The following is a 25,116-nucleotide window of genomic DNA, read 5'->3' as shown; positions in this document are numbered from 1 at the left end:
TAAAAATGTTAGGTCTTTTGTGATGACGAAAAACGGTTAAAAAGGGCCGAGGATGTTCGCCTTCGTTTTAAACTTAGGCGATCCCGCCGCTTTTTGGCGGGATGAGGCCCCGTTTAGGGGCCGAGTTCCGCAGGCCCCCGTATTTCGACAGAACAAAAGACCGACCCGGAACGAAGTGAAGGGGAACATTTTTCCTGCCACCTATACATGGCTGTCTTACATACTTATTTAGGTGGCTTGTGCTGACCATAACCGTAGGCTTAGGTTTGGATAAGATAGGTGGAGAAAATTTACTTAGCTGATTTTTCGAGTGAGGAGATGATCAAGAGGGCTTCTTTCTTCGATTTGGCCTTCCTGAAGAGCCCTACCATGAAGCGGTCTTTTATAAGATGTGATATCTTGGCGAGTATCTTTAAGTGAGCGCCTATATCCTCTTTCGGGGATATCAGCATGAAGAAGAGGTACGTCTTTTCGCCGTCAAGCGAATTAAAGTCAATTCCTTCGGATGACCTTCCGAACGTAAGAACGGCCTGCTTGACTCCGTCTATCTTGGCATGCGGAACGGCCACGCCATTGCCTATCGCTGTAGAGCCTAACTTTTCGCGCTCTGTAAGCGCATCGGCAAGCGCTTTTTTATTTTTTATCCTGCCGGCCTTACACGCCATATTTACGAGCTCGGCTATTACCTGGGATTTATTCTTACCTTCCAGCTCCAGCTCTATCGAACTTTCCTTCAATAGGCTGGACAATTTTATACTGGCTGAATCTACTGCTATCATAAACATCCTGCGCTTTATTCTATAGGTATGACTATTTTTGTGCCTGCTTTTAATTTCTTCGGATTCTTTATAACATCTTTATTCAATTCATAAAGATATTTCCAGCGATGCCCGGAACCCATCTCTTTTTGGGCTATCTTCCACAAAGAATCATCCTTTTGGATAACGTATTCCCTCGTTGAAACCTTCACCTGGCTCTCAACGACCTCTTCTGTCTCTTCCACATACTTGCCTTCTTCTACCGATTTCGCGCCTTCGGGCGCTTCACCCGCGTAAGGAATATTTATCTCTTCCACTTCGGCAACCATAAACTGCGCGTTGCGATCCTTTGCCATGCCGACTAAGTCCCTGACATGCGCTATCGCGTCAAGCTTGCCACGGCTGACTATGCGTATACGGCTCTCGGGAATACCTTTATCTACCATGAAATTCTTCACCACTTCCCCGCGGCGCAGCCCTAACTTCTGGTTATATTTTTCCGAGCCCCTCGCGTCACAGTTGCCCGTTATCAATATGTCGGTCTCTGGATTCTTATTCAGTATATAAACCGCGTCCTCCAGAATGCCGGAGGCGTCTTTACCTATATCCGCTTTGTCATAATCAAAATGTATCTTCACATTCTTATGGATCTTCTTTACTAAGAGCGACGCGCGCATTTCGTCTTTCTTCGGCTCAGGCAGGCCTTCCTTATAATCGAATATTATCTTGTAGACGTAAATATATCCCCTGTTGCCCCAAAGTCCACTTGTAGTGCCCTTTTCTTTGGGCCACCACCAGTATCCGCCACGCTCATCTTTTACGGGGTTCGGCTTCGCATCCGTGGGCCACCAGTGGAATTTTTTCTGCAGGTCTTCCATCTCGGCTTTGTGTTTGCCTTCAATGTCCGCGGCGTATCCGGAACCTGTGGAAGTTAATAGAAATAGGATTGCTAAAAGGACGGGAATGATCTTCTTCATTATAATATCTCCTGTTTTTATTTTGATATCCTATACATTGTAACTTAAAACGATCAAAACTTCAACTTATAATGCTAAATATCTTCTTTTTGGATTTTTCTCCAGTTATAAGGACAACGCGCGATCTTGCAATGTCGAAATGATCTGCCAGCGCTTCACGTACAGCGTAGTTGGCCTTTCCATCCCGGGGTTTGGCCTTTACAAAAACTACATACTCATCTTCGGAGATCTTCTCTACTTTATCTTTCTTAGCGTTTGGTTTAACCCTGACAGATATCTTCACCCCGCACATTCTCCTATCATCCCGCACCTTTAAGAATGCGCGGGGCTTGTGGACTATATTTTACTATTTCTATTGGCTAAATCAATTGTTTTAGACTATAATCTTGATTATATGATATATGACCGCTTCCAGCAAGAGGCCATCGAGCATATAAACAACGGCCATTCCGTAATAGTCTCCGCGCCGACCGGCGCAGGCAAGACCGCCATAGCAGAACATGTAATAAGAAAATGCCTCGAAAAAAATATAGGCGTAATATATACCGCCCCGATAAAAGCCCTGTCAAATCAGAAGTTTCGCGATTTTCAGATAGAGTTTAAGGACTATATAGGAATACTCACCGGAGACGTATCTATAAACGCCAACGCGCCTGTCTTAATAATGACGACGGAGATATTCAGGAATAAGATACTCGACCAGCCCGAGAGCCTCGCGCAATACAAGTGGATAATATTCGACGAGATACACTATATAGATAATCCCGAACGCGGCACGGTCTGGGAAGAGTCTCTTATATTCCTGCCGCAACACATCAAGATATTAGGACTATCCGCGACCATACCCAATATAGATCAATTCGCTTCATGGATAGAATCGATACACAAGAAAGAGATAAAGGTTGTAATAGAAGATAAGAGGCCTGTGCCGCTGCATTTCTTATATCAATGTCAGAACCAGATAGTTGAAAAGATAGAGATGCTAAGAAAAATGCGGATGAAGAAGCCCAATATTATCGCGACTCTCATCCATGCCATAAAAAATAAGAGCGGACTGCCGTGCATATATTTTGTATTCGGCAGAAGACGCGCCGAGGAATTGGCGTATGAACTATTCACCTATAACTTTCTCACCAAAGAAGAGCAGGTTAAGATAATGGACCTGTATAGTTCTCTTTGTGAAAAATACGACCTTACACATGAAAAGACTGCGGCGTCTATGTCGCAACTAATATCAAAAGGTATAGCATATCATCATGCGGGGATGCTGCCCACCCTAAAAGAAGTGGTCGAAAGATTATTCACAAGTCGACTTCTAAAAGTAATATTTACCACCGAGACATTCGCGCTTGGGATAAATATGCCGAGCCGCTCGGTAATATTCGACGACTTGAGAAAATTTTACGGCACCTACATGAGAAATTTAAAGACGCGCGACTTTTACCAGATGGCAGGCAGGGCCGGGCGCCGGGGCATAGACAATGAGGGATTCGTATACTGCCGTGTAAACTTGCATAGAATAGACATAAACGAACTACGCCGGATAATATACGGAAGGCCCGAGGAGGTCAGAAGCCAGTTAAACACTTCTTACGCCACTATACTCAACCTGTATGAGAAATATAAAGAAGAGCTATATAATATATATCCGAAATCACTGCACTACTATCAGAGCAAAAAACATATACAAAGAGAAGCGCTGCGCCTGATGGAGTCTAAATTAAACCTTTTGAAGGAGCTTGGGCATATCGAAAATGGCATCTTAACGCCTAAAGGGCAATTCGCCAAAGTAATGTACGGCTATGAGTTACTTTTGGCTGAATTCTATGAGGAGAAGATATTCGAGCACCTCGACGAATTTGGCCTGGGGATACTCGCAGTAGCATCGGTCTTCGAGCCGCGCAAAAATCAGAAACTAGCAAACCTTACAAAAGAGGCGCGGCCGTTATTCAAAAATTGCCACGATATATTTGAGGGAATACGATACAGAGAGATCAAATATAAGGTATATCCATTCAGCAAAGCCACGCATTTTCATCTGGCCAAGGCTATAGAGATGTGGATGCGCGGCGAAAAGTTCTCGAGAGTTCTGCAGTTCACCGATACGGATGAAGGAGAGGTCGTGCGCTACTTCAGGATGGCGATACAGATAATGCGCGAAATGATCGACTCCCCCGCCTCATCATACATCCTCAAAGACAGGATCAAAAACGCCATCCGCCTCATCAACCGCGACGTAGTCGACGCCGAAAAACAACTCCGCGAAGGTTAATATCTCTCTCACCCTTATGATATAAAACTTCCCTGTCTTGCTATGTATTGATAGCGGGTCCTGCCGCTTCGAGGACTTTTGTTTCTATAAGCTCGCATAGACTCTGTGAATAGCCCGCCAGGATTACCTGGTAGTCCGGCTATATAAAGCATATACGTGATGGTCAATATGGAATCCTATAGCGGCGGTCTATTCCCTATATGCCATGCTCGCCTAATATCCAAAAGTCCTCAAAGCGTCACCCGCAATTGACATCCATAATGAGACAGGGAAGTTTTATACGGTGTGGGTGAGAAAACCTAGGCCTACGGTTATGGGAAGCACAATAAAAATGTTAGGTCTTTTGTGATGGAGAAAAACGGTTAAAAAGGGCCGAGGATGTCCGAGGCCCCGCTTAGGGGCCGAGTTCCGCAGGCCCCCGTTTTTCGACAGAACAAAAGACCGACCCGAAACGAAGTGAAGGGTAACATTTTTCCTGCCACCTATACATGGCTATCTTACATATCCATTTAGGTGGCTTGTGCTGACCGTAACTGTAGGCTTAGGTTTGGATTCCGCGAAGTACCCCATCCCTCGGGGGCTACTGTGGGTGGAGAAAATTTTATATCGGGAGTTGAGAAGATTTTTTGTACTCTATGTAGTCTTTAATGATCTGCTTATGGTCGAAGGCGAAGTTTATTTTGTCGATCTCGTCTAATTTGATGATTTCAAGCCCTGCCGCGTCGTCGCCTGCTTTCGGCGTACCCTTACCCTTGGCTGTGAATACAACGCCTATAGTGTGGAATCTCGGATCACGGCCCGGTTTTGAATACGCGTGGAACTGTTTTAGATCTAATAGTTCGAGATCCGTCTCTTCCTTCATCTCACGCCGGACAGCGTCCTCAAGGCTCTCGTAATTGTCGACAAATCCTCCGGGAAGCGCCCATCCAAACGGCGGATTACTGCGCTCTATTATCACTATGCCGGCGCCCATATCTATAATGGCGTCGACTGCCACGAACGGCCCTGCCTGCTGTTTTGTAAACATATATTGCAGGTAACCATTAACATTCTTTTCAAATATTTCGTACGCTTCTTTGTCGCGCATGCAGAATATTATCTGGCTAAGCCCTGATTTCTCTTCCCTCAAGTGCTTCCATACCTGCTGCGCCATTATCTTAGCGCACGCCTTTAATGGAAAACCGCCGACGCCGCAACCTAAAGCCGGGAAAGCAACCGACTTTATCTTTAATTTATCAGCGGCTTTTAGGGCATTGGCGCACGAATTGCGTATCTTTATCTCATCTGTCTTATTGTCTAACCCCATTGTAGCGGCATGGATAACATAGCGCGCCTTCAATTTTCCCGCGGATGTGGAGATTGCCACGCCGCCGCCCATTACAAGTTCATTGTTAGCGGCGTTTACTATGGCGTCTACCGCAAGATCCGTAATATCATCCTGAATGATCTTTAATTCACAATTATCTATAAACATCAGGCCTCCCTGTCCGCAGGCGGGTCCATCTTCCTGGCAAGATCTATCCTCTCCTCTATAGGCGGATGATCATAAAATAATATCTTCGCCCATAATGGCGGCTTGCGCTGGGCAAGATTCTGATCGGCCAGTTTTTCCATCATGGAGATAAAAGCGTCCTTATCGCCTATTATATTTATCGCCTGAATATCGGCGTTTCTTTCCATAGTCCTGTGTATCCAATTAATAAAAGGCGTAACGATAATCTGAAAAAGCATGAATAATAGTATCCAGCTTCCCAGATTAGCTATATCGCGCGCGTCAAGCACCGACTTATCGAGTAAAAAGAATATATAAAATGTAACGAATATCATTAACGCGCTCATCGCGACCATCTTTAATATATGCTTAAGCCTGTAATGGGCAAATTCGTGCGCGAGGATTACTTCTATCTCTTTGGGCTGGAACTTTCCGCCAAGCAAAGTATCCGTTAATAGCACTCTTTTCGACTTGCCTATTCCGACGAATGCCGCGTTTGCCTTCAGGCTTTTTTTGCTGTAATCTATCTCGAATACATCCAATATCTTAACCTGCATTTTTTGGGCCAACGCGAGTATAGACTGACGCAGGGACTCATTATCTATCCTTTTATATTTGAAAAAGAGCGGAATCACTATTACGGGAAATATTCTCGCGATCACAATAGTCAAAAATATCCAAAAGATAGCGCTCATCCACCACCATGAGCCGGCCGAACTTCTTATAAAAAAGAAGAAACACTCCATAAGCAAAATAAAAACGAAGAATCCCAATACGTTGCTTTTAAGATAGTCCGCGAGCCAGGCGAGTATCTTCTGGTTGGATAGGTTAAAACGGCGCTCTATTACAAATGATCGATAGAAGTCTACATGAAAACTTAATACGCTATAGGCGGCAAAAAGCGCGGCTGAATATAGCGCTACACGGATAATTTCTGAAGACGTAAAATCAAAAACCGCGGTCTTGAGGACCGCGTTTATTCCCGACATCTGCAATATCATAAGAAGAAATAAGGTATAGGCGATGTCTATTATCGCTAACTGGTACTTTATTCTCGCGTATTTGTCCGCCCTATTTTCCATCGGTAAGTTTTTTTAGTATACTTTCGGGTATTCTTTTTGGTTTCAAGCTCCTATCCACAAACACAAGGACGGTCTTGGCGCTCGCTATCAACTTTTGATCCTGATTGACTATATCGTATTCAAAATTCACCCTTGTAAGGGACGATTCCGTAACGCGCGTATTGATCTCGAGCGTGTCTGCATAAAACGCGGGCGATTTATAATCTATCTCCTGGCGGGCGACCACAAATCCTATGCCATCCTTGAGAAGGTCTTTGATAATAAGTCCCCTTGTTTCAAAATATTCGCTGCGCGCCTCTTCAAGATACTTTAAATAATTGGCGTAGTAGACCACTCCGCCGCAGTCGGTATCGTGATAATAGATTTTAATCTTCATATGCGCTTTCTTCTCCCTTATTTATCCGTATTATTTATCTTCTCAAGCGTAATCTTCATGCTCTTCAGGTCCATCTTAAGATTAAACCGGCTTAAGAAGGACATCCCCAAAAGCCCGTCTCTTAAAGACGGGTCGTTGGTCTCGCCGAGCATCACAGCGGCCATTACGCTCTTTACCTCTACATCCTGTATGCGCACGCTATCCAACACAACTGCCTTGGCCGAAGCGCTTCTGCCATCCGCAAGCTTAAATTCTATAATGCCGGTCTTTTCATCCGCCATATCTACGCCAAGCTCCTCGCCTATTCTCCTGGAAAGTATGATGAGCGAAGCGCCTGTGTCGAGCACCAGGCTTACTTTTATCTTTTCATTAAGCAGGGCCTGCACCAAGATGCCTTTTGTCCGGTCATCGCGCGCAATCTGTATATGCTTGACCTCGCCCTCTTCCTTAAGTTTCTTCTGCCGGGCATCCTCCATTAAATTCTCATATGCGTCATCGAGCCTCTTCTCCCTGGCATCCTCAAATTCTTTAGCCCGCGCGTCTATTTCCCTCTTCTTCTCTTCCCATTTAATCATTGTCTTAGTATTGTCATCCTGGCTGGACCGTTTTACGCTCTTTACCTGCTGCCTTTGGAAAGTTGCGGCGCCAAACCCCATATTAAGCTCTATGCTCTTTTCATCTTCTTTCTCTATGATACCTTCTACGACACCGCCATTCTTTAGATATAGCGTGTCCGCCTGGGCATCCGCGGCGAACATAACCACCAGGAAAAAGATAAAGAGTATATTCGCGTTGCCTTTTTTCATAACTTTAAGAGTTATTATACCCTACTACGCTTTAATATGGCAACAACCTCAACATGCCTTGTATGCGGAAACATATCTACAGGTATCATCTTCTCTATATTGTACGCCGCGGTAAGAGTTTTTAAGTCTTCCGCTAAATTAACGGGATTACAGGACACGTAAACTACATTTTCTACGCCGCTTGAACACACGGCCTCTCTTGCCTTTTTGCTTAAACCGGCTCTTGGCGGATCCAGTATTATCGTGGAGAAGGCTTGGGCCGATTTCAACGCCACCGAATTTAAAAGAAAATTTTGGGCGTCATCACAAATAAACTCCAAATTCTCTATCTTATTTATCTTTGCGTTCGTTATGGCGTCTTCTATATTTTGCGCCGATATATCCACGCCTACCACCTTGTCGAAATTATCGGCGACCTGTAATGTTATTCCGCCGGCGCCGCAGCACATATCAAGCGCCTGCCGGCCGTTATGCTTTACCTGATCTTTTATAATACTGTAGAGCTCGCCGCAACAATAAGGATTCGTCTGAAAGAATGAGCCGGGACCAATTAGATAATCTATGTTGTTTATCCTCTCCCTTATATGGCTTTCGCCGTGCATAAGCCTGGTCTTCCCTGCTATGGAAACATCCGATAACCCGCTATTTACACACAAATATATGGATCTTACGGCCTTGATGCTCTTTAGTCTATCCACAAGAGCGCTGGGGCTATCTTCCTCCGAAGCCATAACAATTATAATCATCAGCTCATTGTAGTATTTCGAATGGCGCATCGCGGCGTATCTTATATTGCCTGTATGCCTTTTCAATTGATACGGCTCTATGCCGTTAGCCTTCATCCAATCCTTAAATACGGCGAATATATCCTTAACCCCGTCTAAAAATATCCTGCACTCCTCAAGGTCCACGATCCTATAAAATCTTTTCTTCTGCCTTAGGCCGATTACTATATTTTCCCTGTCATTGTTTACCGCGTATTCCATCTTGTTTCTGTAGTAAAATATTTCCGGGGACGGGGCTATGCTCTCGAAGTTAGTTATTGTGAAGGCAGAAAAGATGTTTTTAAGGCGGGCTTCTTTTGCTTTGAGCTGTTCTTCATACTTTACATCCTGAAAATCACAGCCGCCGCAAATTCCGAAATGCTTACATAGTTCTTTCAATCTATTCTCTGGTTATCTTAAGTACTTTATATCTTAATGTTCCGGCGGGAACCTTTATCTTCACAGAATCATTCTCTTTGTGGCCTATCAGGGCTTCGCCAACGGGGGATGTTACGGAGATCTTGCCGCTTGAATAATCGGCTTCCTCTTCGGACATAAGCACATACTCTATCTCTTCGCCGGAATCAAGATCCTTCAACCTGACCTTGGCGCCGATCAATATTTCGTCCTTTGCCATCGCGTCTTCGTCTATTATTTTCGCCCGCGACAATTTGTCTTCTAATTCAGCTATCTTTTTCTCATTCAAACCCTGGGCTTCTTTAGCGTATGTGTATTCGGCGTTTTCGCTTAAATCGCCATGCGCCCTTGCCTCCCCTATTGCCTTGGATATCTCCCTGCGTTTGATATTTCGTAAATGCTCGAGTTCTTTTCTAAGTTTTTCATACCCCCCATGTGTCAGATAAGCGCCGGACTTACTCATAATATCCATTCCCTCTCGTTAGTGATGCTTTTCTTTTTTCAGTATGCTCAGAAAAATATCTACAATCTTCGGATCAAATTGTTTTCCGGAAGATTCTTCTATTATCTTTATCGCTTCTTTTTTATGAAAAGCCCTGCGATACGGACGATTTGAAATGAGCGCCTGATAAACATCGGCTATAGCGACAATGCGCGCCCCCAGTGGTATATCTTCTCCCTTAAGGCCGTCCGGATAACCTCTCCCGTCCCATCTTTCATGATGATGGAGGATAAAAGGTATTATTGAATTCAATACATGTATGGGCCTTAAGATATCGGCGGCTATACCCGGATGCCTTCTTATCTCCCCCATCTCTTTCGTGGTAAGTTTCGATTTTTTCAGCAATATCTTGTCGCTTATACCTATCTTGCCCAGGTCATGCAGTATGGCAGCCTGTTTTATCATCTCCGTTTCGTATTTGGGTAATCCTAAGCCCGAAGCGATACCGGTAGCATATCGGACCGTCTTCTCGGCATGCTCTCCCGTATAATGATCTTTCATCTCTATTGTCTTGGCAAAAGCGAATATCGACTCGATAAGATTCTGATTGGCCTGCTTATTTAATTTTTCGAGTCTCTGCCTTAACATGCTTATCTCTTCCGTCCTGCTGCCCCTGATTTCTTTACCTGTTTTCTTCTTATCTAAAGATGAATAAACCCTGTTACCGCCCTCATCTTTAGCCCTCGACAAGATCTGCTCCGTCGTCTTAATAAGATCCATCGCGGAATGAGCCTTATCTTCGGGGTATGAAGCAACCGCAAGGCTTATCTTTAACTTAACGCTATTCTTCTTGTCGCCAAAATGATGCAGGCCTATATTATCCAGTATCCTCTGCCCTAATACCAGCGCCTGCGCCCTGCTTGTACCGGTAGATATAATAAGAAATTCCTCGCCGCCGTATCTTATTACCACATCATACTGCCGGGTCATTTTACGAAGCTGCTGGGCAAGCTGTTTTATTATCATGTCCCCAAACTGGTGGCCATACATATCATTTATAGACTTAAAGAAATCTATGTCGAGCATCGTAATGGAAAGCGACCCGCCATAACGCTTAACGCGGTCAAATTCCGAATCCATTATCTCCGCCAGGTATTTATGATTATAAAGGCCCGTCTGCATGTCTTTTAGCGCAAGCTGATTCAGCCTCTTATTGGACCTGACAAGTTCTTTATTTATCTTTTCCAATTCCAACTCTGATTGCTTGCGGTCGGTTATATCCCGATACACAAGCGCCACGGCAAAAACATCGCCGTTTTTGTCTCTCAAGGGCGAGAGCAATGATTCGCTATAAACAAATTTATCTCCCATCAAACAAGCGTCTTCTATCCTCATAGGCTTCTGCGTCTGGAATACTTTATCTATCCTCTTCATCCACATCTGCATAAAATCGGGTATGTGGCCCAGGCCGCCGCGTATATCCTTGCCTATCACCTTGTCCCTGGTGGTCCCCACATAATCTATCGACGCCTGATTCGCGTAAAGGTAATTATAATCTTTATCCCACACTACTATAGAATCGGTTGTGGATTCAAATATTATCCTAAAACGTTCTTCGCCTTCCTTCAACGCTTCTTCAGAGTGCTTACGTCTTTCTTCAACTTCAATGGCTCCGGCAATTATATCCGCAAGCTTCATATCTTCTTCACTTGGCACATAATCATCCTGATATACCGCGCATAGAGACCCCACAATACTATTATTCCATCTTATGGGATATCCGAGATAGGTCTGTAACTTGTAATTTTTAACATTTACATCGGTCCTGGCATATTCGGTATCCTGTAAATTACGTATCAAAAACACCCTGCCGGCGCCTTTTGTAATTACATCATAGCAGATATGCCCCCGGGGCTCATCTTTAGGATTAAAATCTTCCGGGGTGTGCCACTGCCCAACCGAGCAGAGCATCTGTTTGGCATCCATACAATTATATAGCGCGCACGTCGCGCCCAGCATTTCTCCGAAAATAGCTGTCAGGCGGCATATATTCTCCATGGGGTCTTCGCCGAAACTTAAAAAACAGCTGTTGATTTTCTGGAGCTTATCCTGCATGCTGCGCAGCTCTAACCTATTCTTATTGCGCTCTATAGCATAACGAATGGAGCGCTCAAGAAGATTGTTGTCAAACTGCCCTTTAACCAGATAATCCTGCGCCCCTTTTTGGAACGCGGTCAGAGCCTGTGTCTCGTTCGCAGAGCTGGTTATAATGATAACCGGTATTTTGGGCGCATGGGCGTGTATCCTGCCGAAAGTGTCAAGTCCTATGGAATCCGGAAGCGTAAGATCGGCGAGCGCTATATCGATATTATTTTTGGCAAGGCTTTCGAGTCCCTTGGCGAGGGTAGGAGCAATCTCGACATAGAACTTTTCTTTCCTGGACTGATTGAGCATGTCCTGGATAATGGCGGCGTCCACCCTATTATCCTCTATCAGAAGCACCTTTATTTCTTTGATTTCCATACAACCCCAATATTACCACATAATTATATTTTATACAAATCCCTGCTATTGCCCAATTTTTTGGGCTCTGCCGGAAGCGCTGATTATTTTTTTGATCTTGCCATTAACCTTGTGTTTCAATAATTCCTCTAATGAAATCGGAATTTTAAGGGACCAGTTTCCCGGGCTGACCGTCCCGGGACGATTTATCCTGTACTTGTAAGGATCCCCCTTACAGATATCCGAAAGGTTCAACAGGTCGAATATAAGCTCTATACAATATATGGATTCTGACTGTGCCGTTATCTTAAGCGCGGCCTCGACTATTTCGGGATCCGACTTTTCACGCATCGGGCCTTTTATCTTAAGCTGTTTCCAGAGCTTCTCCTTTTCCAGATATGTATTTTCATAAAACTCGATAAAATCTCTAAGCTCTTCCTGGGCTTTTCCCAGTGTCTCAACATACAGCTGCGCGGAGCTTACCTCTTGGCGCCAGCGGAGCCTGCCATGCTTTGACCGTGACGCGTCAAATAATCTACTTTTAACAAAACCATAATCTATTCCGCGCTCTGCGCATCTTCTCGCAAAAAGCTCCTCGTCAACCGTCCCGGCCTCATTCTCCCACCACGCGGCCCAGTTCGTCGTATCGTGCGTCGATAACATCGCGACTGAAAGCTCCCTGTATTTTTCGCTCGGCAGAAAATCATGCGTAACCTGCCAGTCTTTTACCCACCTCTGCACATCATTGCCCGGAATCTTCATCTCTTTAAGAGTGTCGGTGCAGACCTTCGGTATGACGCCCAGGTCCTCCGCGCATAAGATCATATTTGTGTTTTCCTGTAGGACCGACAATAATTTCCTGCCCTGACTTCTCCAGATGCTTTCGTCTTTAGGGTCGAAGAAGCCATTTAGCCCCCTATTCTCCATAGGCTCATCGTAAGGAATGCTCCATATGCGGAATAATCCGACTACGTGATCTATTCTTAACAGATCATAAAAATTTTGCGCAAACTTTAGTTTTTCCTTTATATACGTAAAGCCATCCGACTCTATGCGCTCCCAGTTATATGTGGGCATCCCCCAACGCTGACCCAAAGCGCAATACATATCCGGCGGGGCTCCCGCCGCATACTCTAATTTGAAAAACTCCTGGTGGGCCCATACATCCGCGCTGTCACGTGAGACAAGGATGGGTAGATCCCCTTTAATCAAAATATTTTTTGAATTAGCGTACTCTTTCGCGGCTTTAAATTGTCCGAATGCCGTCCATTGGACCCATTTATGGAAATCAGTCTCTTCTTTATGATCCTTAGCAAATCCCTTAAGCGCAAAACTATCGCGGTTTTTGTAGAGATCTTTCCATTCATACCATGGCACGCCTTTATGATAGCCTTTAAGCGCCTTGTATAGGCCGAAATCATCCAGCCAGTACGCGTTCTCCTTTACAAACTTTTTAAAACCACTATCCGATATCGAACTTTTTTCTGAAACAAAAATATCCCGTAATAATTTTTTCTTTTCTTCTTTTCCTTGCCCCTCCAAGGATATATACATGGGCTCAAGAGCAAAAGAACTTATAGAGTCGTAAGGACAGAAAGTTGAGCCGACTTCATTCATGGGAAGGAGTTGTATTATGGAGATGCCCGTCTTATCGCACCAGTCGGACAGAAGTTTCATATCTTCAAAACCGCCGATGCCAAGACTTTTATCGGAGTATATTGAGAATAACGGGCTTAATACCCCCGCCATCCTCTTTAAAGTTCTTTCTTTACCTTTGATTCCAGGCATAAGTGATATTATATTACAGAAAAGCGCTTGAGACAATATCGCAAAATAATATTCCTTTGCGGGTCAACCGCACGGCCACATAGCCGGCGGCGCCTTTCACATATTCTATAAGGCCATCTTCAATAAGTCCGGGCAAGGCGTCTTTTTCCAGATCCAAAAAATCCATATTCGTCTTTCTTTTGAACCACCCGAAAGATATCCCCTGCATCGTCCTTATCTTTACAGCCGCCGCTTCCTTAGCCCGTTCGGGTCTTTTCAGATTTTCGCTTGAAGCCACTATTGTTTGCGCGGATTTTACGCCTTTTATATACTCATCAACGCCGGATATAAGCTCGTATCTTCTGCCGTCCACATATGAAACGGCCGATGGACCCAACCCTATATATTGTTCATTGTCCCAATAGGTCAGATTATGCCGGCAACGGAAGCCCTTCCTGGCAAAATTCGATATCTCATATTGCTCAAAACCTTCTTTGCGCAAAAAATCTATTGTATATCCATACATCCCGGCACAGACTTCGTCACTGGCTTCCAGCTTCCTGCAGTCCAGGCCATAACATGAAATATGTTTAACCGGCAGATTTACGGCCTGGGATAGATCGCGCTTCCAGCCTTTAAGGGTCTGGGGGCGCACGCCAAATATCAAATCTATATTTATATTCTTAAGACCCTTTTTATGCGCCAGCTCTACCGACTTTTTTGCGGTGGCGGCATTGTGCGCTCTTTCCATTATCTTTAATTTAGGATCATTAAAGGACTGGATGCCTATACTAATACGGTTTATGCCATTATCGACCAGCAAGGAAAGCTTCCGCTGGTCGATACTCTCCGGATTTGCCTCTATGGTAGCCTCCGAAGAACCTTGCGTAAATTTTCTTAAGGCTTTGAGAAGCTTCAGCAGCAATTCAGGGCTTAAGACCGTGGGCGTTCCGCCGCCTATATATATGGTCCGAAATCTTCCGGTAAGGGAGCTTATCTGTTTCGAGAGAGAGCCTATATAGGCAGACGCGAGATTATCATCGTATGATACGCTATGAAAATTGCAGTAGGCACACTTCTTCCTGCAGAAAGGTATATGTATATATAGGGATTTACTTAAGATGTGTATACGCTTAGTAAGCGCCTACTTTTCTTACGCTGCCGGACTTAAAGTTGGACGAACCTGCTGCCTTCTTCTTATCCGGATCTTCCGCTGGCACAGGCTTCTTCTCTTCCTGCTTTACGGTAATCTTGCCAAGTTCAATATCTTTAGAAGGCTTATCCCTGGCCTTGTCCAGTTCATCCTTAAGGGTAAGCATGCTCTGTTTTATATCGATGACTGTGGATGAGTAATCCTTCTGCCATCCCTGGAGATCCTTTTTCATCTCTTCCAGTTTAGTCAGAAGCGCTTTCCTCTCTTCATCGCTTAGGTTTATCGTATTCTGGACGGCCTTTAAGGTTTCGCTGTATGTCTTCACCTGGCCCGTTATTTCATCTATCGTCATCTTAAAACCGTCTACTTTTGCCTCGACACCATCCATCTTCGTCTTGCCGGTAATACTCTGCTGTTCCAGATAGTCTATCTTGTCTTTATATTCCTTGTAGAAGGTGAAACTGGCGAGGATACTGCCTGCGACCAGAACAAAAAGAATGGCTATAAGTGCGATAAATATGACGTCTTTTTTCATTGTATTTCCTCTCCGCCTGCCGGCTTTTTATATCTTTTAACGTAAGTATAACACCGCAGAGCGATTTAAGTCAATTACTTTTCTCTATCTTTTACCGCCGCCTTTAACAAAAATAAATGCGATCAACCACAAAATAGCAGCCGCAAAAATATGGTTAAATGACACCAGCGCAAATTTAACGCGCATCTTACCTTCGGCCGAAGGGTTCTTGTAAAGATCGAGGATATTGGTCTTTCCTATTAACTTAAGACCATACCTGTCGACCTTATCCTTCACCCATTCGGGACTGTGATACTTCAGCATAATTACCATTTTTGAATTGGCCATAGCGTCGGAATGTTGCTCTGAATATACTTCGGGCAACAGATAGTCCGCTGTCGCGCGCCCTGATAATACAGCCAGGCACAGTCCTATAGTCTCTTCGGTGCAATAAACTATATCTTCGGGCGCCGAATTGTCTTTTATGGTTTGGGCCGCCATATTATAGGTATTGAAATACGCGGCTCCAGACGCTGGCGGGGGCTTTTGAAATCCGAAGATCATATCCATAAAGGTTGAATCAAAAAGGTATATCTTAAAAAAAGACGGCCTCGCGTTCTCCAGGCTTATTGCCACCGTAGGGGATAATATGAGAATAGATAAGACTACTATCGCGGCAAATGCTTTTGCCCGTATTTTATTGCCAAAATATCCAAATAGGGCGTCTATTGAGAACGCCGCGAGAATGGCTATCGGTAAATAGCCTTCGGATGAAAAGAATCGCGAAGAATATTTCGCGTATACAAATGACGCTATAAAAAATGCGGCAAAGAGCCTGAGCCGTTTTTCCTTTTTAAATAAAAGAACGAGGCCAAAGGCCGCAAGGATATATTCTATAGTCTTAAATTCACAGAAATACTGCTCATTAAAATTGCGCAATGATATTAAGTTTATATTAAGGGCCTGCTGAACGATTATCGGCAAGGAAAGCAGGACTCCCAACATAACCGGCATGGCCCCTGGTCTCTTCTCTTCAGTATTCAACAATATGTATACAAAAAAACTGATTAATAAAAACCACGCGGTCCCTATATGTGTATAAAATGCCAGTGCCAATAAAAGGCCCGCGCGTAAAAATCTTTTGTTGAAAAACTCACCAAACATAAGAAGGCCGAATATCATCGCAATGGTGGACGGTATATGATCCGCAAGCGACAGATAAAACGAAAGCGAAGAGCTTGAAACTATTAAAACCAGAAACGCGAGGCGGGCATTAAAATACTTTCTTATAAAATTCCACAATGTTGATAAAAATATTACCGGCACTGCCAAATTAAAGAGTTTTGCGAGCAATATCTTATCGATACCCATCTTCATCGGCAAAGCTAACATAATGTGAAACAAGGGAGGGTATATATGGGGCCTGCCGAAGGGCGCATACTGCCAAAAATCCCATGTGGTATAGCCGCCCGCCTTGATAAATCCCCACGCGGTCAGGAGGTGATACCAGATGTCAAAATGCTGCGGAAAAATGCCCCATCGCGACAGTTGAAGAACCGCATAGAAGGCAAGAATAATTGCGGACAAAAAATTCCATGAGGATTTTTTATTTTTAACATCGCTATGCATAGATATATATTACAGCGAAACACCTATTTTACATGTAAGTAAAAAATTTCAGAAAGGAACTTTATTACCTCATCCGCTACCCTTCTTCCCGAAAGTAACATGCTGCACAATGTTAAACCTCCCTGCGGGATTCCGTATATACCGGCAACGGCCATCCCCGCGACTGCCAAACCCGGATAGATATTGCCGGTCTTTTCCAGTAACATATTTTCTGAAGCGCGGACGTCGATTTGCTCATGTTTATCTAATTTTATAGCGCCTTTTTCCATCAGTAGCCGGCAAACGCGCGCGTCAAGACCGGTGGCGTCAATTATTGCCTGACTCTTTAGAGTAGTAGGAATTCCGGCGATCATCTTATCCTTTAAAGACAGCTGTGGTACCCAATTTATGGTTATCCCCTCTACTTTTTCATCGGTAAAAATCAAATCTTTAAACTCGGCCATATTTAAAATCCTGACACCCGCATCGCAAACCGCAGAAATAAGCTTTGAGGAAAGATTCGATCCGGCGGTAACAGATAATCCGCTTTTTCCTTTTTTATAAGGAACTTTAAGCTCATCGAGTATCTCTCTGACCTGAGGCATAAAACCGGATGTGCTTATCAAAAAATCGCTTGCCCATAATCTCCCCCCTACGGCGCTACTGCTCTCTACTACTAAAATCTTCAAATCTAACCTTGCCAGATCAAGTGCCGCCATGAGGCCGGCCGGCCCGCCGCCGACTATTATAACATCTGATGAAGCATACTTTTTAGACCATCCTTTAAACTCGCCCGTTATCTTCGCGCTTGCCATAAAAATCCTTTCGTTTCGGTAACTCAATGCTGAATTTACTGCCTTTGCCTTCTTCGGACTCTGCCCAAATTTTGCCGTCATGCATCTCGATAACCTGCTTTGCTATCGACAGCCCCAGCCCGGTCCCGTCTTTCTCCGTCTCCTTGGCGTTGGAAGCCCTGTAGAATTCCTCAAATACCCTCGGGAGCTCATTTTTGGGTATACCGATACCCGTATCGATAATCTCAATGAGAATCGAGCTGCCCTTATTCCAAACCATTATATCAATCTTTCCGTTGCGCGGAGTATATTTAACCGAGTTTACAATAAGATTGGTCAGTGTCTCCTGAATATATTCCCTCGCCGCTTTTATTTTATCAATACCGGCTTCTACTGTAAGATTAATAGCTATATTTTTATCTTTTGCTTTTGAAGAAGCGGCGGTAATAGCCTCTGAAATAATGTCTTCCAGCGGGAAATCTTCCATAAGTATATTTTTACTTAGTTTTATTCGCGTAATTTGCAAAAGCGCCCTGACGAAGAACATGAGTTTTGACGTCCGGTGGGCGGCCCTGCGCACCAGGTCGAACTGCTTTGGGTTAAGTTCACCTGTTATTCCCCCCGACACCGGTTCCAGACATCCCTGGATGGCCGAGAGATGTTCTTTGATACCATGGGTAACGCGTAATACATATTCGCTCTTTATGCGGTCTTTCTCCTCCAATTGCAGGTTCGCTTCCTCCAAAACCTTTTCCCGCTGCCTTAACCGCATAGAGATCGATGTTGCCATGTAAACCGCTATATATAAGGTGCTGATAAAAACAAAAGATATACCGCTTATATAAATAAGATTACGCTGTTGATCATGGACAATGAAATTTTTAAGACAATAATGATGCAAAATCCCGAAATACTCCAAAACTACCACTGTAGAAAAGAGCAATATGGCAAAGGTTGCCTGCAGGAATGAATTTCGCCTGTTTAAAAGAATACTGGCAATAATCATGTGAAATACAAAATAAAATAGAAATGGGTTCTCTATGCCCCCGGAAAAATGAATAAGGACGGCAAGACTTAGCAAATCGAGTGATATCTGGGCATTGGCTATTTTATTAATAACCGATAGGGACTCTTTTCCCTTGATGAGTCTCAATAAAAGTAGAAAAGCGAGGTTATACATACCGAGTGTTGCGGCGACAATATATAAATGTAACGCGGGGAGGGAAAAACTAAAAATGTACCTGGTAAGAAGGACCGTGAAACATACCGCTATTACAGCTATCCAGCGTAATCTTATAAGCCAATAAAGCCTTTCAACGAGTCCTTCGAGACGCTTGAACTTCATCATCTTTTCTTTAAAAGAGTTTCAACCTTTGAAAGCAGCTCCTCGGGGTGGAGCGGCTTATCGCAATAATCATCCACAGGAAGCCAATATTCGTCCCCTGCTTCTTTCCCAAAATCCAGGCCGGTCCTTTCTTTTATGGCGGTCAGCATGAGGATCGGTATATGCTTATAATCCGGGTCCAATTTTATTTCCCTCGCGACATCAAAACCCTTATCGGCCGTTTCCATCATTACATCCAAGATGACCAGCTCGGGCTTATCCCGCCTCATCTCACGTAATCCTTCTTCACCTGTTTTTGCCGCTTTGACTTGATAATTCCTGGACTCCAGGACCACTTTCATCGCCTCAACTATATCCGGGTCATCGTCAATTATCAGAATTTTTGCCATCATCTCCTCCTTAATTTTTTCTACCGCTGAATTTAGAAATCCATATACTTAGTTCATACAAAAAAAGCATCGGCATAGCTATTATAGTCATATTAAAAACGTCCGGGCTGGGAGTTACAATAGCGGCCATGATGAAGATAACTATTACCGCGTATTTCCACATCTTGCGTAAAAATCGGTAATTAATGATACCGATTTTTGATAATATGAAACTTAAAACAGGCATTTCAAAAACAAGCCCGCACCCTAAAGTCAAGCCTAACACAAAAGATATATAATTTGAAGCAGAAATTAACGGCTCCAGATTGTTCCCGGAGAAGCTAAGCAGAAACTTAAGGGCTGCCGGAAGTAATATAAAAAATCCGAAAGACACGCCTGAAGCGAATGCTCCTACGGAAAAAAATAAAAATAATGAACCGATTTTTTTTGTATTAGTTTCTATGGCAGGAGAGATAAACGCCCATAATTGATACAATATTACAGGCATAGATACCGCTAATCCGGCAAAAAAAGCGATTTTAATATGGATTAAAAAGGCCTCTTGAGGATCAAAAAAAACAAGTTTTCCTATAAAGCCCGCGCTCGGAATTTTCAGGATAGCCAATATCTTTGAAGCGCAAGGAAACGCGAGGACACTGACTATGGTAATAAATATCAAAGACACTATTATCCTGCGGCGCAATTCTTCGAGATGCCCTACAAAGGTTAAATCTTTATCCATGAAATAGATATACCTTTTATTTTCCCACGTTCTTCGTGTCTGAATCTATTTCTTTCATCCCTTTTTTAAATTCGTTGATAGCCTTACCAAATGACTTGCCAATCTCCGGCAATTTTCCCGCGCCAAAGACTAAAAGACAAATTAAAAGTATAACAAATAGTTCCGGCATTCCTATATTACCAAACATACTTACCACCTCCATTCTTAAATTTTATGAATCAGCCTTGTTTTCTTTATCCTTTGAAGGATCGTTCTCCCGGCGTTCATCTTCGGTGGTCCTCCCGGTAAGCCAGGACCAATTCATCGGATAATGCTCGGGCGAAAATATCGAAAAATATAAATGCCAGATAAGGATAGCCAGTGTAGCGAGAAGGGCTTCATAGAAATGTATGGTCGCCGCAACATCCAATAGCCATTTCGGCAAATACCGCATTGCTAAGTTGTTAAAAGTAAGCAGCAGCCCTGTTACGATCATTATTAACGCTCCCCAAATAAGCGCCCAATATTCGGATTTTTCTATAAAATTAAATCTTTCGAATTTTGGCTTTTCTTTGGAGATACCAAGATTATACATAAGCATTTTATATAAATCCACAAAATCCTTCATTCTCGGCAGAAACGCCTTGAATTCAATCTTGCCCCGCTTCGTGAAAATTAAAAATCCTGCGTGATAAACACAGAGCAGGCAAAATATTACCGCCATACATCTGTGTAATATCCCCCTCCAGTCAAAACCGCCTTTAACGACCGTGAATGGGAACGCCCACCACGCGTCAGAGAACCTCAGGGCAAAACCGGTATATGCAAGGACAGTGAAAGTTATAAGAAGCAGGCCATGCTGAAGGCGTTCATTAAATGTCCATCTCATGATTTTAGCTTCGGAGCGGACTCTCTTGTAATGCTCTCTTAATCTGCTTAAATAATCCAGGCCAACATAGATACTCATCCCGCCTATTGTCATAATTATCAGGAAGATATAAAAAATAGTGACATAGAATACCGCCCTATCCCTCGTTGCCGAAGGATTGATATGCACGGAACCCTTCGCTAATCTTGCCCCCGCTCCCGGATGGCATTTCCCACAGGTCTGGGGCAGGTTAGCTTTGTTTACGGAGGAATTGGGGTCGCTTGACGGCAGTATGTCGTGCACACCATGGCAGCTTGCGCAGTTTGCGACTACCGTGGACCCGCTTTTGCTTGCAAGGCCATGATAACTCTCCATATATGTCTTTACCATATTGCCCGGAAGCCGGTATTTGCTGATGACGGTTTCCGACGCGTGACAGCGCGGGCAGGTTTTTTCGGATATGGCGGTCGGGTATACCGACGATGAGGGTTCGCTGTGGGACTTTATGCTATGTTCGCCGTGGCAATCGGTACAGACAGGCGCTTCTCTGCGGCCTGCCAAAACGGATTTTCCATGAACACTGCGCTCATAGGTCTTCGATACGTTCTCATGGCATTTCCCACAGGTAGAAGGAACGTTTGTCCGGTATATTTTTGATTTGGGGTTGGCCATGGAATATAGGTCATGCGAGCCATGGCAATCGGTACAGACAGCGGCTGAGATCAAACCTTTTTCTATTAATGCCTTACCGTGGACTGTTTCGGAATAAGATCTATACGGCATCTTCTCCGTTAATTCGTATTTTGCCATTCTTTTTTGGTCTTCGTGGCACAAGGCACAGGTTTTGGGAATATTTGCCCGATAGACCGACGAGTCTTTATTACGGGAGTCTAAGATAGAATGCGGTTCACCGTGGCAATTACGGCAGGAAGCGGCCTCGTCTACGCCGGCCTTTAAAGCTACGCCATGGTCGCTCGAATTATAGATTTCGGTTTCGAGTCTATGGCATTGATTGCATACAGGTTTGCTTACTTTTTCAGAATGCGGCAGCGTGGTAATATCTGCATGGCAACTTGTGCATAAATTTTTACGGTGGACGGATAAATTATAAGCGGAGCGTACACTATCTTCATGACATTCCAAACAATCGGAATTTTCAATCGCGGAAGCAGCGCAAAGCGATGAAAACATTATTAAAAAAAATATAGCAGGGCAACTAAATTTAAATTTATCTATGCACATACTTGCTATATACCTTTTTCATGGCAGGTGTTACAGATAGAAAGATCTTCCTTAAGCGGCATCTCTTTATGGCGGCCTATGGTGTGGCAATTCACACACGCCCCCACTTGTTCAATATGCATACTATGGGGCATATCTTTACCCTTATATTTAACCTCTTCGGGAATTTTAACGTCTAATTTAGCGTGGCAAAGCGTAGCACAGAAACTGCCATCCAGCAGGCTGGCTTTGGACGACTCGGGAAGAGGCTTCTTTGCTTCATTAGTTAACTTATTCAGGTCGTCGTTTACTTTTTCCAGCAATTTTGCGGAGTAATATATATTGTGTATCCCGGTCGAAAGACGTACGAAGTCATAATTATGACGCGCGCCGTCATACAGGTTATTCAACGATGAGAAATTTGGCGCATTTGGCGAAATCTGCGACAACATATCCTGTGTCGTCTTAAGCCGGGCATCGATAACTTCCAGCGCGAATCTTAATTCTTTTTTCCAGTCGGCCACGAGACCCGCATATTTCTGGCCATGGCATTTAATGCATCCCGCTTCGGAGGCCTTAAATGTCTTACCGGTGAAGCGCTCGTCTGACTCTTCGCCTCTATGCGTCTCTATTATGTGGCATCCCAAACAATCTACGCGGGCCAAATACATTGGGGACGGCATCTCGCCCACTTCTTCGCCGCCATGCCCTTCATACATATCCTTCTGCCCGGAATGCATGTCAACGTGACACATTGCACAATCAAGCTTCTGAGTTCTCGCTACTGTCTTCACGGAGTGCTTCATCTCTGTATGACAATGAAAACACGCTATACTATGTTTGGTTATATGATTTTCATGGATGAACGATGTATCGCTATATCTTTCCAGCCTGTCCGGTTGGTTATGACAGGCATAGCACCTCTCTTTCGGAGCGGAGCCATCCCCCTGAATCACATCCAAATGACAGTTTTGACATTCGACGCCATGCTCACTAACAAAATCTTTATGCCTGTATTTGATGTTCCCCAACATAAATTGTTTTTCCGGTAATTCATGGCAGGAGATGCAGCCGCCTATAGGCTCAAGCGTTCGCGAGCCCTTCATACCTTTAAAATGGCACAGATAACAAGTATCGAGCGTAACCTCGAGGTGTTTTCCGACCATGATCTGCGAATGGCAGGATACGCAACGCAGCTGCCTGTCCCGCCGCGGCTGTGTAAGATGCGGCCTGTGGTCAAATTTTATCCCATTACCAAATGTCAACTTACCTTCCACCAGTCGCTTCGAATGGCAGCCCTCTCTCAAACAGGCACTGTCGTCAATTTCCGCGAACGGCCTGGATGAATATGTCCGAGTTATATATTTTACTATCTGCGACATAGCCTGAAATTTCTTCCATAAAAGTGTCCTATGGCCCGCTGGGGGATAATGACAATCCACGCAGGCCACTTTATTATGTTTGGAGGCCTTCCATGAGTCATAATACGGTTTCATTATATGGCAGGATCTGCAGAATTGGGGGCTGGTTGAGAATTTAAAGAAAAAAATAAAACCGGCAATAAAAAAGAACGCGATTCCCGCTATTATAAGGAGGATTTTTTTCTTCATTACCTTATTTCTTCTCCATCCCCCTGATTTTGAGATAAACCGCAAATGCCAGCAATAATATTATACCGACTACAACCGCAAGCCACTTACGCCTGAAACCAAGCTCACTTATAGCGAGCTTGCCTTTATCCTTTGCTTTATCTGCTGAACTTATGCCGTCTTTCACTATTCTGTCTACGCTATCTTTTGAAAAGGTATGTATATAGGTGCGTGATTTCGTTAGGGAATTTTTTGCCTCATCCAGATAGAATTTTGTATCCGAGACCTCCATGCCGTACTTTTCGGCATCCTCAACTATAGCTTGCGAAGCTTCTATATCGCCCTTTAATCCTAATATAACCTTCTTCATCAGCGTGGCTACGGCGTACCCGGCAGAATCCTCCTTATGGCATTTTACACACACGCCTCCTTCGCCTGTCCCGAGCATGTCATCGGATGTGCGGACGATCTTATGATTTCCGTGGCAAGCTTCACATTCGGGTATCCCCAGCTTATCATGAGCCGCTTTGTGCGGGCTTTTTGCGAAAAGGTCCCGTGTCAGCGAATGGCACTGGGCACAGATATTGCCGACAGCGATAGCCCGAGGCAGTGCCGCGTCATGAGAACCGTGACAACTATGGCAGGCGGGTGCGCCGCGATCGCCTTTCTTCAGCAGCGCTTCCCCATGAACGCCCTGCTCGTATTCCTCCATCTGGTTCGTCGGTATACTATATTCTTTCATGTATTCTTTATCGGCATGGCAAGACGCACAGCGTTTCGGCGCGTTCGTTATGAATATCGGTGACAAAGGATCATTCTTCTCTCTTATTCCGTGAACGTCGTGACAGCTTACGCAAACAGCGACTTTCTGATCACCCTGGGCATTCAATTTTCCGTGTTGGCTTTCATTATATTTTGCAAGCTGGTCTGTCTGGATGTTTGGATTGAACTTTCGCATATACGCGGGGTCGGCATGGCACTTGCCACAGAATAAAGGGATATCGTTTCTCTTCGGCTTTCCGATAAACCCTTTGCCTGTATCTTTTGCCTCCGTAAAATCCTCTTTTGTGGAGTCACCACCATGACAGTCGGAACATGAAAGGCCGCGTTTGAAATGAACATCCCCTTCAATCTTGTCTGTAGGCTCTTTCGCACTTGCCTCTAATGACTTGTGGCATTCGATACAATAATCCTTTGCCGCCGCCTCGGACTTTACAACGAAAGACGCCGCTAAAACGATAATGAATATGAATATAAGTTTTTTATACATTAATGCCCTC

The 25,116-nt window shown here is 44.2% G+C and carries 23 protein-coding genes and 1 pseudogene; 1 reads left to right on the top strand and 23 read right to left on the bottom strand.

Going from position 1 to position 25,116, the window contains the following annotated elements:
• Positions 1 to 290: 290 nt before the first annotated feature.
• The 3 genes from Q8R38_02825 to Q8R38_02815 all read right to left on the bottom strand — a co-directional run bounded on the left by Q8R38_02825 (position 291) and on the right by Q8R38_02815 (position 2,018).
• The gene (locus Q8R38_02825) at positions 291 to 779 is read right to left on the bottom strand and encodes a PTS sugar transporter subunit IIA (GenBank protein MDP3790959.1); all 489 of its coding nucleotides are present in this window, start codon (positions 777 to 779) and stop codon (positions 291 to 293) included.
• 14 nt (positions 780 to 793) lie between these two features.
• Positions 794 to 1,735, bottom strand: coding sequence for an OmpA family protein (locus Q8R38_02820; protein ID MDP3790958.1), 942 nt, complete (start codon positions 1,733 to 1,735; stop codon positions 794 to 796).
• 61 nt (positions 1,736 to 1,796) lie between these two features.
• The gene (locus Q8R38_02815; GenBank protein ID MDP3790957.1) at positions 1,797 to 2,018 is read right to left on the bottom strand and encodes a DUF167 domain-containing protein; all 222 of its coding nucleotides are present in this window, start codon (positions 2,016 to 2,018) and stop codon (positions 1,797 to 1,799) included.
• 48 nt (positions 2,019 to 2,066) lie between these two features.
• Here Q8R38_02815 and Q8R38_02810 point away from each other — a divergent pair, with 48 nt between their 5' ends.
• The gene (locus tag Q8R38_02810; GenBank protein ID MDP3790956.1) at positions 2,067 to 4,007 is read left to right on the top strand and encodes a DEAD/DEAH box helicase; all 1,941 of its coding nucleotides are present in this window, start codon (positions 2,067 to 2,069) and stop codon (positions 4,005 to 4,007) included.
• 601 nt (positions 4,008 to 4,608) lie between these two features.
• On the opposite strand, the gene Q8R38_02805 is transcribed toward Q8R38_02810, so the two are convergent.
• The 20 genes and pseudogenes from Q8R38_02805 to Q8R38_02710 form a co-directional block, all read right to left on the bottom strand.
• On the bottom strand, positions 4,609 to 5,034 hold the full coding sequence (locus tag Q8R38_02805; GenBank protein ID MDP3790955.1) for an NUDIX hydrolase: 426 nt from the start codon (positions 5,032 to 5,034) through the stop codon (positions 4,609 to 4,611).
• A gap of 135 nt (positions 5,035 to 5,169) precedes the next feature.
• Positions 5,170 to 5,385 (bottom strand): annotated as a pseudogene (locus tag Q8R38_02800) (macro domain-containing protein).
• Between the two features lie 95 nt (positions 5,386 to 5,480).
• Entirely contained in the window at positions 5,481 to 6,581 is a 1,101-nt protein-coding gene (locus tag Q8R38_02795) for a M48 family metallopeptidase (protein MDP3790954.1), read from the bottom strand.
• On the bottom strand, positions 6,571 to 6,957 hold the full coding sequence (locus Q8R38_02790) for a thioesterase family protein (GenBank protein MDP3790953.1): 387 nt from the start codon (positions 6,955 to 6,957) through the stop codon (positions 6,571 to 6,573). The genes Q8R38_02795 and Q8R38_02790 overlap by 11 nt, the downstream gene beginning before the upstream one ends.
• 17 nt (positions 6,958 to 6,974) lie before the next feature.
• Positions 6,975 to 7,763: a retropepsin-like aspartic protease gene (locus tag Q8R38_02785; protein MDP3790952.1), complete on the bottom strand. Its 789-nt coding sequence runs from the start codon at positions 7,761 to 7,763 to the stop codon at positions 6,975 to 6,977.
• A 14-nt stretch (positions 7,764 to 7,777) separates the two neighbouring features.
• A complete protein-coding gene (gene rlmD, locus Q8R38_02780) occupies positions 7,778 to 8,926 on the bottom strand; it encodes a 23S rRNA (uracil(1939)-C(5))-methyltransferase RlmD (GenBank protein ID MDP3790951.1) in 1,149 nt (382 codons plus the stop codon).
• Position 8,927: 1 nt separating this feature from the next.
• Positions 8,928 to 9,407 (bottom strand): transcription elongation factor GreA, encoded by a 480-nt coding sequence (greA, locus tag Q8R38_02775; GenBank protein MDP3790950.1) that lies wholly within the window; start codon positions 9,405 to 9,407, stop codon positions 8,928 to 8,930.
• Between the two features lie 18 nt (positions 9,408 to 9,425).
• Positions 9,426 to 11,909 carry a diguanylate cyclase gene (locus Q8R38_02770; GenBank protein ID MDP3790949.1) on the bottom strand — a complete coding sequence of 828 codons (2,484 nt, stop codon included), beginning with the start codon at positions 11,907 to 11,909 and terminating at the stop codon, positions 9,426 to 9,428.
• Between the two features lie 45 nt (positions 11,910 to 11,954).
• On the bottom strand, positions 11,955 to 13,676 hold the full coding sequence (locus Q8R38_02765; GenBank protein ID MDP3790948.1) for a 4-alpha-glucanotransferase: 1,722 nt from the start codon (positions 13,674 to 13,676) through the stop codon (positions 11,955 to 11,957).
• Between the two features lie 13 nt (positions 13,677 to 13,689).
• The gene (hemW, locus tag Q8R38_02760; protein ID MDP3790947.1) at positions 13,690 to 14,757 is read right to left on the bottom strand and encodes a radical SAM family heme chaperone HemW; all 1,068 of its coding nucleotides are present in this window, start codon (positions 14,755 to 14,757) and stop codon (positions 13,690 to 13,692) included.
• A gap of 31 nt (positions 14,758 to 14,788) precedes the next feature.
• Complete coding sequence (locus Q8R38_02755; GenBank protein ID MDP3790946.1) at positions 14,789 to 15,343, bottom strand: hypothetical protein; 555 nt, start codon at positions 15,341 to 15,343, stop codon at positions 14,789 to 14,791.
• 84 nt (positions 15,344 to 15,427) lie between these two features.
• A complete protein-coding gene (locus Q8R38_02750; protein MDP3790945.1) occupies positions 15,428 to 16,951 on the bottom strand; it encodes a hypothetical protein in 1,524 nt (507 codons plus the stop codon).
• A 23-nt stretch (positions 16,952 to 16,974) separates the two neighbouring features.
• On the bottom strand, positions 16,975 to 17,745 hold the full coding sequence (locus Q8R38_02745) for a sulfide-dependent adenosine diphosphate thiazole synthase (GenBank protein MDP3790944.1): 771 nt from the start codon (positions 17,743 to 17,745) through the stop codon (positions 16,975 to 16,977).
• Positions 17,714 to 19,072, bottom strand: a complete 1,359-nt coding sequence (locus Q8R38_02740) for a HAMP domain-containing sensor histidine kinase (protein MDP3790943.1) — start codon at positions 19,070 to 19,072, stop codon at positions 17,714 to 17,716. Before Q8R38_02740 ends, Q8R38_02745 begins: the two co-directional genes overlap by 32 nt.
• A complete protein-coding gene (locus tag Q8R38_02735; GenBank protein MDP3790942.1) occupies positions 19,069 to 19,461 on the bottom strand; it encodes a response regulator in 393 nt (130 codons plus the stop codon). The genes Q8R38_02740 and Q8R38_02735 overlap by 4 nt, the downstream gene beginning before the upstream one ends.
• Positions 19,462 to 19,468: 7 nt before the next feature.
• The gene (tatC, locus tag Q8R38_02730) at positions 19,469 to 20,179 is read right to left on the bottom strand and encodes a twin-arginine translocase subunit TatC (GenBank protein ID MDP3790941.1); all 711 of its coding nucleotides are present in this window, start codon (positions 20,177 to 20,179) and stop codon (positions 19,469 to 19,471) included.
• Positions 20,180 to 20,195: 16 nt separating this feature from the next.
• A complete protein-coding gene (locus Q8R38_02725) occupies positions 20,196 to 20,366 on the bottom strand; it encodes a twin-arginine translocase TatA/TatE family subunit (protein ID MDP3790940.1) in 171 nt (56 codons plus the stop codon).
• A 24-nt stretch (positions 20,367 to 20,390) separates the two neighbouring features.
• Entirely contained in the window at positions 20,391 to 22,268 is a 1,878-nt protein-coding gene (locus tag Q8R38_02720; protein MDP3790939.1) for a cytochrome b/b6 domain-containing protein, read from the bottom strand.
• A gap of 5 nt (positions 22,269 to 22,273) precedes the next feature.
• On the bottom strand, positions 22,274 to 23,857 hold the full coding sequence (locus tag Q8R38_02715) for a NapC/NirT family cytochrome c (protein ID MDP3790938.1): 1,584 nt from the start codon (positions 23,855 to 23,857) through the stop codon (positions 22,274 to 22,276).
• A gap of 4 nt (positions 23,858 to 23,861) precedes the next feature.
• A complete protein-coding gene (locus Q8R38_02710) occupies positions 23,862 to 25,106 on the bottom strand; it encodes a cytochrome c3 family protein (protein ID MDP3790937.1) in 1,245 nt (414 codons plus the stop codon).
• Between the last annotated feature and the right edge of the window lie 10 nt (positions 25,107 to 25,116).

The sequence above is a fragment of the Candidatus Omnitrophota bacterium genome, from assembly GCA_030695905.1.
GTDB lineage: Bacteria > Omnitrophota > Gorgyraeia > 2-01-FULL-45-10 > 2-01-FULL-45-10 > CAZHPY01.
This window is presented reverse-complemented; position numbering and strand designations above follow the sequence as displayed.

Coding starts and splice junctions, on each gene's coding strand:
- Q8R38_02765 (MDP3790948.1), bottom strand. CDS start 13,676: ATGCCTGGAATCAAAGGTAAAGAAAGAACTTTAAAGAGGATGGCGGGG.
- tatC (MDP3790941.1), bottom strand. CDS start 20,179: ATGGATAAAGATTTAACCTTTGTAGGGCATCTCGAAGAATTGCGCCGC.
- Q8R38_02785 (MDP3790952.1), bottom strand. CDS start 7,763: ATGAAAAAAGGCAACGCGAATATACTCTTTATCTTTTTCCTGGTGGTT.
- Q8R38_02790 (MDP3790953.1), bottom strand. CDS start 6,957: ATGAAGATTAAAATCTATTATCACGATACCGACTGCGGCGGAGTGGTC.
- Q8R38_02825 (MDP3790959.1), bottom strand. CDS start 779: ATGATAGCAGTAGATTCAGCCAGTATAAAATTGTCCAGCCTATTGAAG.
- Q8R38_02720 (MDP3790939.1), bottom strand. CDS start 22,268: ATGTGCATAGATAAATTTAAATTTAGTTGCCCTGCTATATTTTTTTTA.
- Q8R38_02735 (MDP3790942.1), bottom strand. CDS start 19,461: ATGATGGCAAAAATTCTGATAATTGACGATGACCCGGATATAGTTGAG.
- Q8R38_02820 (MDP3790958.1), bottom strand. CDS start 1,735: ATGAAGAAGATCATTCCCGTCCTTTTAGCAATCCTATTTCTATTAACT.
- Q8R38_02750 (MDP3790945.1), bottom strand. CDS start 16,951: ATGCATAGCGATGTTAAAAATAAAAAATCCTCATGGAATTTTTTGTCC.
- Q8R38_02710 (MDP3790937.1), bottom strand. CDS start 25,106: ATGTATAAAAAACTTATATTCATATTCATTATCGTTTTAGCGGCGTCT.
- Q8R38_02740 (MDP3790943.1), bottom strand. CDS start 19,072: ATGATGAAGTTCAAGCGTCTCGAAGGACTCGTTGAAAGGCTTTATTGG.
- Q8R38_02715 (MDP3790938.1), bottom strand. CDS start 23,857: ATGAAGAAAAAAATCCTCCTTATAATAGCGGGAATCGCGTTCTTTTTT.
- Q8R38_02725 (MDP3790940.1), bottom strand. CDS start 20,366: ATGTTTGGTAATATAGGAATGCCGGAACTATTTGTTATACTTTTAATT.
- Q8R38_02805 (MDP3790955.1), bottom strand. CDS start 5,034: ATGTTTACAAAACAGCAGGCAGGGCCGTTCGTGGCAGTCGACGCCATT.
- Q8R38_02795 (MDP3790954.1), bottom strand. CDS start 6,581: ATGGAAAATAGGGCGGACAAATACGCGAGAATAAAGTACCAGTTAGCG.
- Q8R38_02745 (MDP3790944.1), bottom strand. CDS start 17,745: ATGGCAAGCGCGAAGATAACGGGCGAGTTTAAAGGATGGTCTAAAAAG.
- greA (MDP3790950.1), bottom strand. CDS start 9,407: ATGAGTAAGTCCGGCGCTTATCTGACACATGGGGGGTATGAAAAACTT.
- Q8R38_02755 (MDP3790946.1), bottom strand. CDS start 15,343: ATGAAAAAAGACGTCATATTTATCGCACTTATAGCCATTCTTTTTGTT.
- Q8R38_02770 (MDP3790949.1), bottom strand. CDS start 11,909: ATGGAAATCAAAGAAATAAAGGTGCTTCTGATAGAGGATAATAGGGTG.